The organism is Streptomyces sp. W1SF4, from assembly GCF_003950035.1.
Lineage (GTDB): Bacteria > Actinomycetota > Actinomycetes > Streptomycetales > Streptomycetaceae > Streptomyces > Streptomyces racemochromogenes.
Genome location: NZ_CP034350.1, coordinates 2,084,381 through 2,100,774, shown reverse-complemented (window position 1 = coordinate 2,100,774; position 16,394 = coordinate 2,084,381). Strand labels below are relative to the sequence as shown.

Below are 16,394 nucleotides of genomic sequence, written 5' to 3'. Positions count from 1 at the left end.
GGGAAGGGACGAGGGGGTGGTGCCGTACGTGCTCAGACGCTCGCGATCACGAGCGCCGCGCGTACGGGAGGACCCCGCCGGCCCACGGAATGCGCCGGGAAGCGGGTACGGGCCACCGCGCCGCGGAACACCGGCCGCAGCGCCCGCCCGGCCCGCCCGGGGACGGTCCCGGCCGGGGCGACGGCCAGCAGCAGCGGCCGGAACGCGAAGGCGGCGACCGCCCGCAGCAGCCGCACCAGGGCCCGCTCGCCGTGCCGCAGCCACGCGGCCGCCGCCAGCCCGACGGTGACGTGCGCGCCGAGCAGCAGCCAGGGCGTCCACGGCCCCGGCGAGGCCAGCAGCGCCGCCGGATCCCCGGCGGGCCCGGCCACCCCGGTCAGCGGGCCGCCCACCGGGGCCCCGCCGCACAGCTCGTCCAGGCCCAGCGCGCGCAGCGGCCCGGCCACCGGCCCGCCGGCGGGGCCGTAGCAGAGGTGCTGGCCGGCGGTGAAGACGGTGTCGGCCGCCAGCTCCAGCGGCACCAGCAGGGCGGCGATCGGGCCGAAGCCCCGCTCCCGGCCGGCCAACGCGTAGGCGACCGTGAAGACCCCGGCGAAGGCCCCGGCGACCATCGAGGGCGGCAGCGGGACCCGGGACATGAGCACGTGGGACCCGGCCGAGAGCAGCACGACGAGCGCGCTGAACAGCGCGGCCCGCAGCCCTCGGATCCTCACCCCTGATATGTCCATCGCCGCGAGTCTGCCACGGGTTCCTGTGAGGCCGGGAGCGCGGGGTGTTCTGTCGGCCAGGCCGGGCCCCGCTCCCGGAGGGCCTACGGCATGATCCGGCCGTTGCGGAACAGGTCCACGAAGATCTGGTGGTCGGCGCGGGCCCGGGCCCCGTAGGCGTGGGCGAAGTCGACCAGCAGCTCGGGGAAGCCCTCCTCGTCCGCGGCGATCACCGCGTCGATGGCCCGCTCGGTGGAGAACGGCACCAGGGACTGCCCGCTCTCGGCCTCGTCCGCCGAGGCGTGCATGGTGGCCGTGGCCCGGCCCAGGTCCGCGACCACCGCCGCGATCTCCTCCGGGTCGTCCAGGTCCGACCAGTCCAGGTCCACCGCGTACGGGGAGACCTCCGCCACCAGCTGCCCGGCGCCGTCCAGCTCGGTCCAGCCGAGCCACGGGTCGGCGTGCGCCTGGAGGGCGCGCTGCGAGATCACCGTGCGGTGGCCCTCGTGCTGGAAGTACTCCCGGACCGACCGGTCGGTGATGTGCCGGGACGCGGCCGGGGTCTGCGCCTGCTTGAGGTAGATCACGACGTCGTTCTCCAGGGCGTCGCTGTGACCCTCCAGCAGGATGTTGTACGAGGGCAGGCCCGCCGAGCCGATGCCCACGCCCCGGCGGCCCACCACGTCCTTGACGCGGTAGGAGTCCGGGCGCACCAGGGACTCCTCGGGCAGGGTCTCCAGGTACCCGTCGAAGGCGGCCAGCACCTTGTAGCGGGTGGCCGCGTCCAGCTCGATCGCCCCGGCGTCCGAGGTGAAGCGGCGCTCGTGGTCGCGGATCTCCGTCATTGAGTCCAGCAGCGCGAAGCGGGTGCGCGAGCGGGCCGCCCGCAGGGCGCCGAGCAGGGCGCCGTCGGCGGTGTCCAGGGTGAAGGAGGGGACCTCGTCGTTCTTGGCGCCGGTGGCCAGCTGGTGGATCCGCTCGCGGTAGGCCGCCGCGTAGGTCCGCACGAGGGAGCTGATCTGCTCGTCGCTGAGCGCCTTGGTGTAGCCGATCAGGGCGACGGAGGCGGCGAACCGCTTGAGGTCCCAGGTGAAGGGGCCCACGTACGCCTCGTCGAAGTCGTTCACGTTGAACACGAGCCGGCCGTTGGCGTCCATGTACGTGCCGAAGTTCTCGGCGTGCAGGTCGCCGTGGATCCACACCCGGCCGGTGCGCTCGTCCAGGTAGGGGCCGCCGTGCCGGTCGCGCTCCAGGTCGGCGTAGAAGAGGCAGGCCGTGCCCCGGTAGAAGGCGAAGGCCGAGGCCGCCATCTTCCGGAACTTGACCTGGAAGGCGGCGGGGTCGGCGGCGAGCAGCCGGCCGAATGCGGTGTCGAACACATCGAGTATCTGCTCGGCGCGCTGCTCGTCGGTGGTCTCGGTGACCGCCATGGCGGATGCCTCCTGGTGCAAGGGGTGGTACGGCTTCTGACCGACTGGACGCCGGACCGGTCTTCCCGGTTCTGCAACTTCTGCAACGGCCGACCGTACCCGTCGGTGCCCCGGGTCTGTCACTCGTGGGACGTAGGATTCGTAGCTGCCGCCCCTCTCTCCTCAGGAGGCCCCCACCGTGACCAAGACGCCGTTCACGCACCTGCACGTCCACACCCAGTACTCGCTGCTGGACGGTGCCGCGCGGCTGAAGGACATGTTCGCTGCCTGCAATGAAATGGGCATGACGCACATCGCCATGTCCGACCACGGCAACCTCCACGGGGCGTACGACTTCTTCCACTCCGCGCAGAAGGCCGGGATCACCCCGATCATCGGCATCGAGGCGTACGTCGCCCCCGAGTCCCGGCGCAACAAGCGCCGCATCCAGTGGGGCCAGCCCCACCAGAAGCGGGACGACGTCTCCGGTTCCGGCGGTTACACCCACAAGACGATCTGGGCGGCGAACGCCACCGGCCTGCACAACCTCTTCCGGCTGTCCTCCGACGCGTACAAGGAGGGCTGGCTGACGAAGTGGCCGCGCATGGACAAGGAGACCATCAGCCAGTGGTCGGAGGGCCTGATCGCCTCCACCGGCTGCCCCTCCGGCGAGCTCCAGACGCGTCTGCGCCTCGGCCAGTTCGACGAGGCCCTGAAGTCGGCCTCCGAGTACCAGGACATCTTCGGCAAGGACCGCTACTTCCTGGAGCTGATGGACCACGGCATCGAGATCGAGCGCCGGGTCCGCGACGGCCTCCTGGAGATCGGCAAGAAGCTCGGCATCCCGCCGCTGGTCACGAACGACTCGCACTACACCTACGCGCACGAGGCCGGCGCCCACGACGCCCTGCTGTGCATCCAGACCGGCAAGAACCTCTCGGACCCCGACCGCTTCCGCTTCGACGGCTCCGGCTACTACCTGAAGTCGACCGACGAGATGTACGCGATCGACTCCTCGGACGCCTGGCAGCAGGGCTGCGCCAACACGAAGCTGGTCGCGGACCAGATCGACACCGAGGGCATGTTCACGTTCCGGAACCTGATGCCGAAGTTCGACATCCCGGAGGGCTACACCGAGGTCACCTGGTTCCGCGAGGAGACCATGCGGGGCATGCACCGCCGCTTCCCCGGCGGGATCCCCGAGGACCGCATGAAGCAGGTCGAGTACGAGATGGACACGATCATCTCGATGGGGTTCCCCGGCTACTTCCTCGTGGTCGCCGACTTCATCATGTGGGCCAAGAACCAGGGCATCGCCGTCGGCCCCGGCCGAGGCTCCGCGGCCGGCTCGATCGTCGCGTACGCCATGGGCATCACCGACCTCGACCCCATCCCGCACGGCCTGATCTTCGAGCGCTTCCTGAACCCCGAGCGCGTCTCCATGCCCGACGTCGACATCGACTTCGACGAGCGCAGGCGCGTCGAGGTGATCAGGTACGTGACCGAGAAGTACGGCGAGGACAAGGTCGCCATGATCGGGACCTACGGCACCATCAAGGCCAAGAACGCGATCAAGGACTCCGCACGCGTCCTCGGCTACCCCTACGCCATGGGCGACCGGCTCACCAAGGCCATGCCCGCCGACGTCCTCGGCAAGGGCATCCCGCTCTCCGGCATCCTCGACCCCTCGCACCCCCGCTACAGCGAGGCCGGCGAGATCCGCGGGATGTACGAGAACGAGCCCGACGTGAAGAAGGTCATCGACACCGCCCGCGGCGTCGAGGGCCTGGTCCGCCAGATGGGCGTGCACGCCGCCGGCGTGATCATGTCCAGCGAGAGGATCACCGACCACGTACCCGTCTGGGTGCGGCACACCGACGGCGTCACCATCACCCAGTGGGACTACCCGAGCTGCGAATCGCTCGGCCTGCTGAAGATGGACTTCCTCGGCCTGCGCAACCTCACGATCATGGACGACGCCGTCAAGATGGTGAAGGCCAACAAGGGGATCGACATCGACCTCCTGGCCCTCCCGCTCGACGACCCCAAGACCTTCGAGCTGCTCCAGCGCGGCGACACCCTCGGCGTCTTCCAGTTCGACGGCGGCCCCATGCGCTCCCTGCTGCGCCTGATGAAGCCCGACAACTTCGAAGACATCTCCGCCGTGTCCGCGCTCTACCGCCCGGGCCCGATGGGCATGAACTCGCACACGAACTACGCCCTGCGCAAGAACAAGCAGCAGGAGATCACCCCGATCCACCCCGAGCTGGAGAAGCCGCTCGAAGAGGTGCTCGCGGTCACCTACGGCCTGATCGTCTACCAGGAGCAGGTCCAGAAGGCCGCCCAGATCATCGCCGGCTACTCGCTCGGCGAGGCCGACATCCTGCGCCGCGTCATGGGCAAGAAGAAGCCCGAGGAACTGGCGAAGAACTTCACGATCTTCCAGGCCGGCGCCCGCAAGAACGGCTACAGCGACCAGGCGATCCAGGCGCTCTGGGACGTCCTGGTCCCCTTCGCCGGCTACGCCTTCAACAAGGCCCACTCGGCCGCGTACGGCCTGGTCTCCTACTGGACCGCCTACCTCAAGGCGAACTACCCGGCCGAGTACATGGCCGGCCTGCTCACCTCGGTCAAGGACGACAAGGACAAGTCCGCGATCTACCTCAACGAGTGCCGGCGCATGGGCATCAAGGTGCTCCCGCCGAACGTCAACGAGTCCGAGTCCAACTTCGCCGCCCAGGGCGACGACGTGATCCTCTTCGGCCTCACCGCCGTCCGCAACGTCGGCCAGAATGTCGTCGACTCGATCATCAAGACCAGGAAGTCGAAGGGGAAGTACTCCTCCTTCCCCGACTTCCTCGACAAGGTCGAGGCCGTCGTCTGCAACAAGCGCACCGTCGAGTCGCTGATCAAGGCCGGCGCCTACGACGAGATGGGCCACACCCGCAAGGGCCTGGTCGCCCACCACGAATCGATGATCGACAACGTGGTCGCCGTCAAGCGCAAGGAAGCCGAGGGACAGTTCGACCTGTTCGGCGGAATGGGTGACGAGGGCGGCAGCGACGAGCCCGGCTTCGGCCTCGACGTGGAGTTCTCCGACGTCGAGTGGGAGAAGTCCTACCTCCTCGCCCAGGAGCGGGAGATGCTCGGCCTCTACGTCTCCGACCACCCGCTCTTCGGCCTGGAACACGTCCTGTCCGACAAGACGGACGCCGGGATCTCGCAGCTCACCGGCGGGGAGCACGCCGACGGCGCGGTCGTCACCATCGGCGGCATCATCTCCGGCCTCCAGCGCAAGATGACCAAGCAGGGCAACGCCTGGGCCATCGCCACCGTCGAGGACCTGGCCGGCTCCATCGAGTGCATGTTCTTCCCCGCGACCTACCAGCTCGTCTCCACCCAGCTGGTCGAGGACACCGTCGTCTTCGTCAAGGGCCGCCTCGACAAGCGCGAGGACGTCCCCCGCCTGGTCGCCATGGAGATGATGGTCCCCGACCTCTCCTCCGCCGGCACCAACGCCCCCGTCGTCCTCACCATCCCCACCGTCAAGGTCACCCCGCCGATGGTGACCCGTCTGGGCGAGATCCTGCGCCACCACAAGGGCAACACCGAGGTGCGGATCAAGCTCCAGGGCCCCCGCACCACCACCGTGCTGCGCCTGGACCGGCACCGGGTCCAGCCCGACCCCGCCCTCTTCGGCGACCTCAAGGTGCTGCTCGGCCCCTCCTGCCTGGCCGGATAGCCGGCACGGGGGCCCGTACCCCCGCACGCGCACACGAAGGGCCCCGCCGGCGACGCTGCAGGCGGGGCCCTTCGTACGCGTGCGCGCGGCGTCAGTTGTGGCCGAAGCGCTTCTGCTTGCTCTTGTGGGCCATGTCCAGCGGACTCGGCGACTGCGAGGGGCGCTCTTCCGGCGAGACCTCGGACGTACTGCGCTCCTGGCCGCCCGAACGGGGCTGCTGCTTGGCGGGCTGCTTCTGGTTCTTGTTCTTGGCCATGGAATGCCTCCGTGGGGTGTGTAGGGGCCAGGGCCGCCTTCACACTCACACACCCCTACAAACCCCGCATTTTGGATCATTGACACGGGCGTCGGGGGGCCGCTTTCGAGGCGCCCCGAGAGATACGCCACGCCGATGATCGAGTTCCGGCCGTCAACGCCCTTGCGGTCGGGCAGACTCGGGGAAAACCTGTCGAGGACCCCCACGGAAGAGGGTGGAACGCGTGGACCGCTGCGTCGTCCTGGTGGACGCCGGATACCTGCTGGGGGCCGCCGCGAGCCTGCTCGCCGGGGAACCCTCCCGCTCCCGCATCACCGTCGACCACTCCGCCCTCATCCAGGGCCTGCGCGAACGCGCCGAAGCCGACACCCAGCAGCCCCTCCTGCGGATCTACTGGTTCGACGGCGCCCCCGACCGGGTCCCCCAGCCCGAACACCGCAGGCTCCGCGTCATGCCCCGCGTCACCGTCCGGCTCGGCGCCCTGACCCGCAGCGACGGCCGCTGGGCGCAGAAGGGCGTCGACGCCGCCATGCACGCCGAACTCACCGAACTCGCCCGCAACCGGGCCTGCTCCGACGTGGTCCTCGTCACCGGCGACGGCGACCTCCTGCCCGGCCTGATGTCCGCCAAGGAACACGGCGTCGCCGTCCACCTCTGGGCCGTACAGGCCGCCGACGGCGACTACAACCAGTCCGAGGACCTCGTCGCCGAAGCCGACGAACGCCGCGTGCTCGACCGCGCCTGGATCACCCGCGCCGTCCGCGCCCGAGACCTCGCCGGACTCTGCCCCCCGCCGCCCGCCCCCCGCCCCGAGATCGCCGCGATCCTCTCCGCGCCCCTGCCCGAGGCCGCCCTCGCCGAAGCCGCCCGCAACAGCACCCCCGCCACCCCCGAGCCCCGCCCGAACGGAGCACCCGTACCGGCGCCCGCCACCGAAGGCGCCAAACCCGTCCCCACCCCCAAGGACCTCGCCGCGCTCCGCGCCCCCGCCGCCGTCCCCGCCACCGCGCCCGCCGCCCCCACCGCCGCCGGCCCCGCGGGCAGCGCCCTGCGCTGGTCCTCCGACAAGGGGTGGATCGACCGCGCCGGCCCGCTCGGCGAACCCGCCGAGACCGCCTCCCTGCCCACCCTCGCCCAGCTCACCAGCGCCGAGCAGCGCTGGGCCGACCGCGAGGAGGACATCACCACCGTCGGCGGAGACCCCTTCGAGGTCGGCCAGGTCTTCGCCCGACGCTGGATGGAACGCCTCCCCGAAGCCGCCCACCTGCAGAAACTCGCCACCATGTACCCCCGCGTCCCGCACCGCATCGACGGGGAGCTGCTGCGCTACGCCGCCCGGTTCGGGCTCCTCGCCCACAAGGACGACCAGATCGACGAGCACGACCGCTACGCCATCCGCGCCGGGTTCTGGCGGGAGATCGACGTGCGCGCCGCAGCCGAGCACGTGGGCGGGCCGGCGGGCGCCGTGCCCCAGGCCCCGATGACCCCGGCGGCCGAGTAGGGCCGGAAGCCGCGTAGGCTGCTCCCTCGTGAGCACGGGCACAGCACAGGCAGGAACGACCACGGCGGCGGCCGCCGGAGCCGCTTCGGACGTGGTCTGCGCGGTGCGTGACCTGGTCAAGACGTACCCCGCCGTACGCGGCCGGCGCGGGGCCCCCGCCCTGCCCGAGACCCGCGCCAACGACGGGATCTCCCTGGAGGTCCGGCGCGGCGAGGTCTTCGGCCTGCTCGGCCCCAACGGCGCCGGCAAGTCCACCCTGGTCCGCCAGCTCACCGGCCTGATGCGCCCCGACGCGGGCAGCGTCACCCTCCTCGGCCACGACCTCGTGCGCCACCCCGAGCGGGCCTCCCGGCTGCTGGCCTACCTCGGCCAGGAGTCCACCGCCCTGGACGAACTCACCGTCGCGCTGGCCGCCGAGACCACCGGCCGCCTGCGCGGCCTCGGCGCGCGCGAGGCCCGGGCCGCACGGGACGACGTACTGGAGGAACTCGGGCTCACCTCGATCGCCGGGCGCCCCCTGAAGAAGCTCTCCGGCGGACAGCGCCGGCTGGCCTGCTTCGCCGCCGCGCTGGTGGGGGAGCGGCCCGTCCTCGTCCTCGACGAGCCGACCACCGGCATGGACCCCGTGGCCCGGCGGGCCGTCTGGGAGGCCGTGGACCGCCGCCGCCTCTCCCACGGCGCCACCGTCCTGCTCGTCACCCACAACGTCATCGAGGCCGAGACCGTCCTCGACCGGGTCGCCGTCGTCGACCACGGCAAGGTCATCGCCTGCGACACCCCCGCCGGCCTCAAGGCCGAGGTCTCCGACGAGGTCCGCCTGGAGCTCGTCTGGCGCACCGCCCCGCCGCTCGACGTGCCCGAGGTGGCCGCGCTCGCCCCGAAGGCCGCCGAGTCCGGCCGCCGCTGGGTGCTGCGGGTGCCGCAGGACGAGGCCCGCGCGGCCGTCGCCGCCGTCACCGCGGGCCCGGCCTTCGCCGCCCTCGACGATTTCACGTTGGCCACGCCGAGCCTGGAGGACGTGTACCTCGCGCTGGGCGGCCGGATGAAGGGTCTGGTCAAGTCGTGACCACTGCCGCCACCGCCGTCCCCGTCGGCGTCCTGGCCCCGAAGGCGCGGCTGTTGCCCGCCCTCGCCGCCGTCTACCGGGCCCAGCTGTCCCGGGCGCGGGTCGCCCGGATACCGCTGCTGTTCGTCGCCACCTTCCAGTCCGTCGGCATCATGATCCTGATGCGGGGCGTCGTCGACGGGGGCGGCGGCTCCGAGGCCCGTGCCGTCGTCGCCGGCTCCTCCGTCCTCGTCGTCGCCTTCGTCGCGCTGAACCTGCTCGCGCAGTACTTCGGGCAGCTGCGGGCCGGCGGGGGCCTCGACCACTACGCCACCCTGCCCGTGCCGCCCGCCTCGGTGGTGCTCGGCGCGGCCGCCGCGTACGCCTCCTTCACCCTGCCGGGGACGCTGGTCACGGCCGTGTTCGGCTGCGTGCTGTTCGGCCTGCCGATGGGCGGCCTGTGGATCCTCGCCGCCGTCGTCCCCCTGGCCGGGGCCGCGCTCGCCGGACTCGGCGCCGCGCTCGGGCTGCTCGCGCCGCGCCAGGAGCTGGCCACGCTGGCCGGGCAGCTGGGCATGTCGGCAGCGCTGCTGCTGGGCGTGCTCCCGGCCGAGCGGATGCCGGACGTCATCGTGTGGGCGCGGGACCTGCTGCCGTCCACGTACGGGGTCGAGGCCTTCGCGGAGACCTTCGCCCCGCACCCCGACTGGACGGCCGTCCTCCTCGACCTCGGCGTCTGCGCCGCCGTCGGCGTGCTGTCCCTGGCCGTGGCCACCTGGGCGTACCGGCGGGCCGCGGTCCGCTGACGCCGGTCGCCGACGCCGGACGCGGCCGCACCTGGCACGATGTGGGGGTGACCGAAGCCGTGACCCCGCACCAGCAGCCGACCCTGCCCCCGCTCCCCGAGCCGGAGGCCGCCGTCACCCCGGCGGACATCCGCGACGCGGCCGCCGTCACCCTGGCGGTGGGCCTGTCCGGGGTGCTCCTCGGGCTGTTGTGGACGTGGCTCGCACCGCGCGCGCAGTACGTCTCCAACGGTGAGGCCGTCTTCCTGCGCGACACCGAGAGCGAGGCGCGGATCGGCGCCGACGGCACGTTCTTCCTGCTGGCGCTGGGGCTGGGCGTGCTCACCGCGGTCGCGGTGTTCCTGTGGCGCCGGCGCGGGGGCGTGCCGCTGGTGATCGGGCTGGCCGTGGGGGCCTGCTTCGCCTCCCTGGCCGGGTGGCGGCTCGGGCTCTGGCTGAGCCCCGGCGGGGACGTGGCGGCCGCGGCCGCGAAGGCGGGCAAGGGCGTGCCGTTCGACGCTCCGCTGCAGCTGATGGCGTACGGGGTGCTGCTGGTGTGGCCGATGGCGGCCGTCGCCGCCCACCTGGCCCTGACGGCCGTCTGGGGCCCCCGGGACCCCGCGCCGGCGCCCTGGGAGGGCGAGTACCCGCCGCCACACGTCCACGCGACCCCGGAAACCCCCCAGTCCTGACGGGCGGCCCGCTGCGCGGGGCTGCTCCCCGCCCCGCCCTTCGCCCGTTCCCCGGGCTGTGCCCGGACCCCCTGGGGGCTCCGCCCCCAGACCCCCGCGCCTCAAACGCCGGCGGGGCTGGATGTATCCAGCCCGCGCGGCGTTTGAGCGCAACGGGGTCAGGGGCAGCGCCCCTGGGAACGGGGGAAGGGCGGGTAGGGGACCTCGCCCCGCGCAGCGGCGCCGGGCCCCGGCCGGGAGGGCTACGGGCGGGCGATCGGGGCCAGGACCGCGTCCGTGAGGGCCGCCAGGTCCGCGGGGGACAGCTCGACCTCCAGGCCGCGGCGGCCCGCCGAGACGCAGATCGTGGCGTGGCCGCGGGCAGACGCGTCCAGCACCGTCCGCAGGCGCCGCCGCTGCCCCAGCGGGGAGATCCCGCCCCGCACGTAGCCCGTGGTGCGCTCCGCCAGTGCCGGATCGGCCATCGCCGCCCGCTTCCCGCCCACCGCGCCCGCGAGGGCCTTCAGGTCCAGCGAGCCCGACACCGGGACCACCGCCACCGTCAGCGCCCCGTCCACGTCGGCGACCAGGGTCTTGAACACCTGCTCCGGGGAGACGCCCAGCGCCTCGGCCGCCTCCTCCCCGTACGAGGGGTGCGCGGGGTCGTGCTCGTAGGCGTGGGTGGTGAACGCCACCCCCGCCCCGGTCAGGGCGGTGATGGCCGGGGTGCCGGCCGGCTGCGGCCTCTTCTTCGCCATGGCCTCAGTTCGGGCTCGTCGGGGTACGGGTCAGGTCCACCGCCGGCAGCGACGGGAGGTGGCGGATGACCGCCGTCTCCGTGCGCAGCAGCTTCAGCTCCTCCGCCAGACGCGTCGCCGTGTCCGGCGCCTGGAGCAGCCGCTGCTTCGACGGGGTGTCCAGCACGGCGGCGGCCGCCACCAGGTACGACACCACCGACGGCTCGTCCGGCAGGTCCGGCCCCGAGGCCAGGGACCGCTCACGGGCCCCCGCCAGCCGCTTCTGATAGCTGCGGAAGGCCCGCAGCACCCCCTCGGACAGGGCGCCGGCGCCCTCGCCCGCGTCCTCCGCGAGCTCCTCCAGCTCCGCCACCAGGAACGGCCCCGACGCGTCGACCGACACCAGCCGCACCCGGGTCGTGCCGGTGGCCAGCACCTCGAAGCTGCCGTCCTCCCGCTCCCGGATCGTCGCCGCGTCCGCGATGCAGCCCACCCGGTGGAACGCCTGGATCGGGTCGGTGCCGAACCCGGCCGCCGGGCCCTTCTCGGGCAGCGCCGTCTGGTCCGGCAGCCCGGGCGCGGTCGGGGCCACCTCCCGGCCGTCGCGGATCGCGACGACCGCGAACCGGCGCGGCTGGTCCTCCCCGGACTTCAGCAGCTCGCGCATCATGGCGCGATACCGCTCCTCGAAGACGTTCAGCGGCAGCACGAGGCCCGGGAACAGCACCGAGTTCAGCGGGAAGAGGGGCAGGCGAACGGTGGTCACGAGGCACAGGGTAGTGGCCGGACGGCCCGCCCCGTCACCCGTTAACCCCGCCTCAGCAGCCGCGACGCACCCGCCGCCACCGTCGTGGCAAGGATCCAGCCCAGCAGCACCAGCGCCGCCGACCCCCACTGCCAGCCGCCCTCCAGCTTCCACTGCCCCTGCTGGCCGAGATCGATCACCGGCAGCAGCAGGTCCAGCGCGTACAGCGCCGCGTCCCACTGCGGATGCTCGTCCGCCTTGATCGGCGCCGGCTCGTGCCGCAGGAACAGCAGGGTGCCCGCCGCCCACAGCACCGCCATCCACAGCGCCGCCCGCCCCGGCCGGTACCCGTACACCACCGTCCAGTCCTGGAGGTACCCCCAGGCCCGCGCGGCCGGCGGCAGCGTCGCCCGGCGGCAGCGCTGCTTCGCCACCAGCACCTCGCGGGCCCCGGCGTCCTCCCCGCCGGCCCGCAGCACCGCGGCCAGCCGCTCGTACGGTTCGGGCGAGTACTCGGGGGTGGCCGCCTCCAGCCACTCCAGCCGGCGCGACAGCGGGAAGTGGCCGCGGGGCGCCAGCACCTCGTAGACGAAGCCCTCCATCGACACCCGGTCGCGCCCGGGCCAGCTCGTCGACCGGTCCACCAGCTTGACCACCTTCGCCCCCGAGACCACCACCCGGCCCCGCTCCGGCGCCTCGCCCACGAACCGCAGCTCCGGCGTCTGGACCCGCCGCAACGACACCTCCTGGTCCGCGCGCAGCTCGAACCGGGCCCCGTAGAAGTCGGCCGAGTCGCCGAACCGGCCGTCGTCCAGCCGCAGCCCGCCCCGGCACTCGAAGCGCTGCGCCGGCCCGCCCGTCGTCGGGGTCCGGCCCCAGTCGTACGGGCGCTCCGGGTCGGCCGTCGAGGAGGACAGGCCGATCGACGTCAGGTACAGGGTCCGCTCCACCGTCAGCGTCGGGGCGTTCAGCGCCCGCCGGCCGTCGCTGTTGCTCAGCCGCGCCCCGCGCAGGCTCATCGAGGCGCCCACCTTCGCGCCGCGCAGGCTCACCTCGCCGTGCGTCTCCAGCATGTCCGCCTGGAGGTCCTGCGCCACCGCCAGCCCGTCGGCGGCGATGGCCCGGCCCCGGTGGTCCCGGTGGACCACGCTGTGGCTGAGCAGCAGGTCGGTGCCGATCTGGGCGTCGGTCAGCCGGATCCCGCGCGCCACCCGGCAGCGCGCCAGGTGCAGGTCGCCCTCGGTGTGCAGGCGGGCGCCCTCCAGCCGGGGGACCGCGCAGTTGTCCAGCCGGAGCGTGCCGAACCGGGTCTCGGAGACCTGGACCTCGCCGTCGAAGCGGCACGCGCGGATCTCCACGTACGGAGTGACCGCGGCCCCGGACAGGTCCAGCAGCCCGGTGATCTGCGCACCGCGCAGCTTCAGCCGCCCCACCCGCCCCGGGAGGGGCGCGGGCCCGGCCAGCAGCAGGTGCGCCACCACCTCCGCCCGGACCCGGCGCTCCGGCCCCCAGACGCGCCCCGAGTGCGGATCGTCCAGCCCGGCGTCACGGGCGCCGAGGTCGCAGACCGTGCCCGCGCGGAAGGCCTCCCACATCCGCCGTTCGGCCCCGGTCAGGCCATCCGGCCGTACGTCCCCCTGCACTTCGGTCACGCCAGCCCCCCGCTGTCATTCACGTGTACGAGAACGCTAAGGGGCGCCGGTGACGTCCGGGGCGTGTATCAGCCAGTGATACGGGCGGACGGCGGTGGGAGGCGGTCTGAGAGAATTGGGACGTGATCTCTCGTATCGACCTGCGCGGTGACGCCCTCCCCGAGGGCGGCGCCCTGCGCGACCTGCTGCCCCGTGCCGAGTTCGACGTGGAAGCCGCCCTGGAGAAGGTGCGGCCCATCTGCGAGGACGTCCATCATCGTGGCACGGCGGCGCTGATCGAGTACGCGCAGAAGTTCGACGGGGTCGAACTCACGCAGGTCCGGGTACCCGCGCAGGCCCTCACGGACGCCCTGGAGCAGCTGGACCCGGCCGTCCGCGCCGCCCTGGAGGAGTCCATCCGGCGCGCCCGGATCGTGCACCGGGGCCAGCGCCGCTCCGAGCACACCACCCAGGTGGTCCCCGGCGGCACCGTGACCGAGAAGTGGGTTCCGGTCGAGCGCGTCGGCCTGTACGCGCCCGGCGGCCGCTCCGTGTACCCGTCCTCCGTCGTCATGAACGTGGTCCCGGCCCAGGAGGCGGGCGTCGAGTCGATCGCGCTCGCGTCCCCGCCGCAGAAGGAGTTCGGCGGCCTGCCGCACCCGACCATCCTGGCGGCGTGCGCGCTGCTCGGCGTGGACGAGGTGTACGCGGCCGGCGGCGCCGTCGCCGTCGCGATGTTCGCGTACGGCACCGAGGAGTGCCTGCCGGTCAACATGGTGACCGGCCCCGGCAACATCTGGGTCGCCGCCGCCAAGCGCTACTTCACCGGCAGGATCGGCATCGACACCGAGGCCGGCCCCACCGAGATCGCGGTCCTCGCGGACTCCACGGCCGACCCGGTCCACGTCGCCGCCGACCTGATCAGCCAGGCCGAGCACGACCCGCTGGCCGCCGCCGTCCTCGTCACGGACTCCGCGGAGCTCGCGGAAGCCGTCGAGAAGGAGCTGGAGCCGCAGGTCGCCGCGACCAAGCACGTCGAGGACCGGATCAAGCCCGCCCTCGCCGGCAAGCAGTCCGCGATCGTGCTGGTCGACAGCCTGGAGGACGGCCTCAAGGTCGTCGACGCGTACGGCGCCGAGCACCTGGAGATCCAGACCGCCGACGCCGCCGCCTGGGCGGCCCGGGTCCGCAACGCCGGCGCGATCTTCGTCGGCCCCTGGGCGCCGGTCTCCCTCGGCGACTACTGCGCCGGCTCCAACCACGTCCTGCCCACCGGCGGCTGCGCCTGCCACTCCTCCGGCCTGTCCGTGCAGTCCTTCCTGCGCGGCATCCACATCGTCGACTACACGCGCGACGCCCTCGCCGAGGTCACCCACCACGTGGTCACCCTCGCCGAGGCCGAGGACCTGCCCGCGCACGGCGCCGCCCTGAAGGCCCGCTTCGGATGGAAGGTGCCCGGACAGTGACCACCATCGGGATCGACGACCTGCCCATCCGCGACGAGCTCCGCGGCAAGACCCCCTACGGCGCCCCGCAGCTCGACGTCCCCGTCCAGCTGAACACCAACGAGAACCCGTACGAGCTGCCCGAGCCGCTGGTGCGGCGCATCGCCGAGCGCGTCGCCGACGCCGCCCGCACCCTCAACCGCTACCCCGACCGGGACGCGGTCGAGCTGCGCACCGAGCTGGCCGCCTACCTCACCCGTACCGGCAAGCACCCGGTCGCCAAGGAGAACGTCTGGGCCGCCAACGGCTCCAACGAGGTCCTCCAGCAGCTGCTCCAGACCTTCGGCGGCCCGGGGCGCACGGCCATCGGCTTCGAGCCCTCGTACTCGATGCACGCGCTCATCGCGCGCGGCACCGGCACCGGCTGGATCTCCGGCCCCCGCCGCGAGGACTTCACCATCGACGTGGCGGCCGCCGAGCGGGCCATCGCCGAGCACGCCCCCGACGTCGTGTTCATCACCTCGCCCAACAACCCCACGGGCACCGCGGTCGAGGCGGAGACGGTCCTCGCCCTCTACGAGGCCGCCCAGACGGCCAAGCCCTCCCTGGTGGTCGTGGACGAGGCGTACGTGGAGTTCTCCCACCGCGACTCCCTCCTCCCGCTGATCGAGGGCCGCCCCCACCTGGTGGTCTCCCGGACCATGTCCAAGGCCTTCGGCGCCGCGGGCCTGCGCCTGGGCTACCTGGCCGCGCACCCCGCCGTCGTCGACGCCGTGCAGCTCGTACGCCTGCCGTACCACCTGTCCGCCGTCACCCAGGCGACCGCGCTGGCCGCCCTGGAGCACACCGACACCCTGCTCGGCTACGTCGAGCAGCTCAAGGCCGAGCGGGACCGCCTCGTCACCGAGCTGCGGTCCCTCGGCTACGAGGTCACCGAGTCCGACGCGAACTTCATCCAGTTCGGGAAGTTCGAGGACTCCCACACCGCCTGGCAGAAGATCCTCGACCAGGGCGTCCTGGTCCGGGACAACGGCGTACCGGGCCGGCTGCGGGTCACCGCCGGCACGCCGGCCGAGAACGACGCGTTCCTGGAAGCGGTTCGCGCACTGAAGAAGGAGCAGCAGGCATGAGCCGCATCGGACGGGTCGAGCGCACCACGAAGGAGACCTCGGTCCTCGTCGAGATAGACCTCGACGGCACCGGCAAGGTCGACGTCTCGACGGGTGTCGGCTTCTACGACCACATGCTCGACCAGCTCGGCCGCCACGGCCTCTTCGACCTCACGGTCAAGACGGACGGCGACCTGCACATCGACAGCCACCACACCATCGAGGACACCGCCCTCGCGCTGGGCGCCGCCTTCAGGCAGGCCCTCGGCGACAAGGTGGGCATCTACCGCTTCGGCAACTGCACCGTCCCGCTGGACGAGTCCCTCGCCCAGGTGACCGTGGACCTCTCCGGCCGCCCCTACCTCGTGCACACCGAGCCCGAGAACATGGCGCCGATGATCGGCGAGTACGACACGACGATGACCCGGCACATCTTCGAGTCCTTCGTCGCGCAGGCGCAGATCGCCCTGCACATCCACGTCCCGTACGGCCGCAACGCCCACCACATCGTGGAGTGCCAGTTCAAGGCCCTCGCCCGGGCCCTGCGCTACGCCGCGGAGTTCGACCCGCGCGCCGCCGGCATCCTGCCCTCCACGAAGGGCGCCCTCTAG

General features: G+C 72.7%; 14 protein-coding genes. 8 read left to right on the top strand and 6 right to left on the bottom strand.

Features of this window, described 5'->3' with window-relative positions:
- Positions 1 to 32: 32 nt before the first annotated feature.
- Entirely contained in the window at positions 33 to 728 is a 696-nt protein-coding gene (locus D1J60_RS09860; protein ID WP_125820854.1) for a hypothetical protein, read from the bottom strand.
- Between the two features lie 83 nt (positions 729 to 811).
- Entirely contained in the window at positions 812 to 2,137 is a 1,326-nt protein-coding gene (locus D1J60_RS09855; protein WP_125598657.1) for a DUF2252 domain-containing protein, read from the bottom strand.
- Between the two features lie 178 nt (positions 2,138 to 2,315).
- On the opposite strand from D1J60_RS09855, the gene dnaE reads away from it, so the two are divergent.
- Positions 2,316 to 5,858: a DNA polymerase III subunit alpha gene (dnaE, locus tag D1J60_RS09850; RefSeq protein WP_125598660.1), complete on the top strand. Its 3,543-nt coding sequence runs from the start codon at positions 2,316 to 2,318 to the stop codon at positions 5,856 to 5,858.
- A 91-nt stretch (positions 5,859 to 5,949) separates the two neighbouring features.
- Here the strand turns inward: dnaE and D1J60_RS37205 are convergent, their stop codons facing one another.
- Entirely contained in the window at positions 5,950 to 6,114 is a 165-nt protein-coding gene (locus D1J60_RS37205) for a hypothetical protein (protein WP_164720867.1), read from the bottom strand.
- A 214-nt stretch (positions 6,115 to 6,328) separates the two neighbouring features.
- On the opposite strand from D1J60_RS37205, the gene D1J60_RS09845 reads away from it, so the two are divergent.
- From D1J60_RS09845 to D1J60_RS09830, 4 genes are all read left to right on the top strand, one after another.
- Positions 6,329 to 7,615: an NYN domain-containing protein gene (locus D1J60_RS09845; protein ID WP_125820853.1), complete on the top strand. Its 1,287-nt coding sequence runs from the start codon at positions 6,329 to 6,331 to the stop codon at positions 7,613 to 7,615.
- 91 nt (positions 7,616 to 7,706) lie between these two features.
- Positions 7,707 to 8,681, top strand: coding sequence for an ABC transporter ATP-binding protein (locus tag D1J60_RS09840; RefSeq protein WP_125823944.1), 975 nt, complete (start codon positions 7,707 to 7,709; stop codon positions 8,679 to 8,681).
- Positions 8,678 to 9,466, top strand: coding sequence for an ABC transporter permease (locus tag D1J60_RS09835; RefSeq protein ID WP_125820852.1), 789 nt, complete (start codon positions 8,678 to 8,680; stop codon positions 9,464 to 9,466). The genes D1J60_RS09840 and D1J60_RS09835 overlap by 4 nt, the downstream gene beginning before the upstream one ends.
- Positions 9,467 to 9,513: 47 nt before the next feature.
- Entirely contained in the window at positions 9,514 to 10,137 is a 624-nt protein-coding gene (locus tag D1J60_RS09830) for a hypothetical protein (RefSeq protein WP_241253199.1), read from the top strand.
- A gap of 242 nt (positions 10,138 to 10,379) precedes the next feature.
- Here D1J60_RS09830 and ybaK read toward each other — a convergent pair whose 3' ends face one another.
- The 3 genes from ybaK to D1J60_RS09815 are packed head-to-tail and all read right to left on the bottom strand — an operon-like array spanning position 10,380 to position 13,250.
- Positions 10,380 to 10,874 (bottom strand): Cys-tRNA(Pro) deacylase, encoded by a 495-nt coding sequence (ybaK, locus tag D1J60_RS09825; protein WP_125820850.1) that lies wholly within the window; start codon positions 10,872 to 10,874, stop codon positions 10,380 to 10,382.
- A 4-nt stretch (positions 10,875 to 10,878) separates the two neighbouring features.
- Positions 10,879 to 11,619, bottom strand: coding sequence for an LON peptidase substrate-binding domain-containing protein (locus tag D1J60_RS09820; protein ID WP_125594537.1), 741 nt, complete (start codon positions 11,617 to 11,619; stop codon positions 10,879 to 10,881).
- Positions 11,620 to 11,660: 41 nt separating this feature from the next.
- Entirely contained in the window at positions 11,661 to 13,250 is a 1,590-nt protein-coding gene (locus D1J60_RS09815; protein WP_125820849.1) for an oxidoreductase, read from the bottom strand.
- A gap of 122 nt (positions 13,251 to 13,372) precedes the next feature.
- Here D1J60_RS09815 and hisD point away from each other — a divergent pair, with 122 nt between their 5' ends.
- The 3 genes from hisD to hisB are packed head-to-tail and all read left to right on the top strand — an operon-like array spanning position 13,373 to position 16,394.
- Positions 13,373 to 14,695, top strand: a complete 1,323-nt coding sequence (gene hisD, locus D1J60_RS09810) for a histidinol dehydrogenase (protein WP_125820848.1) — start codon at positions 13,373 to 13,375, stop codon at positions 14,693 to 14,695.
- Positions 14,692 to 15,804 (top strand): histidinol-phosphate transaminase, encoded by a 1,113-nt coding sequence (locus D1J60_RS09805; RefSeq protein ID WP_125820847.1) that lies wholly within the window; start codon positions 14,692 to 14,694, stop codon positions 15,802 to 15,804. The genes hisD and D1J60_RS09805 overlap by 4 nt, the downstream gene beginning before the upstream one ends.
- Positions 15,801 to 16,394 carry an imidazoleglycerol-phosphate dehydratase HisB gene (gene hisB, locus D1J60_RS09800; RefSeq protein ID WP_125594533.1) on the top strand — a complete coding sequence of 198 codons (594 nt, stop codon included), beginning with the start codon at positions 15,801 to 15,803 and terminating at the stop codon, positions 16,392 to 16,394. The genes D1J60_RS09805 and hisB overlap by 4 nt, the downstream gene beginning before the upstream one ends.

What these genes read in the sequence shown, in the direction of transcription:
- D1J60_RS09860 (WP_125820854.1), bottom strand. Translation starts at nt 728, where the DNA reads ATGGACATATCAGGGGTGAGGATCCGAGGGCTGCGGGCCGCGCTGTTC.
- D1J60_RS09855 (WP_125598657.1), bottom strand. Translation starts at nt 2,137, where the DNA reads ATGGCGGTCACCGAGACCACCGACGAGCAGCGCGCCGAGCAGATACTC.
- D1J60_RS37205 (WP_164720867.1), bottom strand. Translation starts at nt 6,114, where the DNA reads ATGGCCAAGAACAAGAACCAGAAGCAGCCCGCCAAGCAGCAGCCCCGT.
- ybaK (WP_125820850.1), bottom strand. Translation starts at nt 10,874, where the DNA reads ATGGCGAAGAAGAGGCCGCAGCCGGCCGGCACCCCGGCCATCACCGCC.
- hisB (WP_125594533.1), top strand. Translation starts at nt 15,801, where the DNA reads ATGAGCCGCATCGGACGGGTCGAGCGCACCACGAAGGAGACCTCGGTC.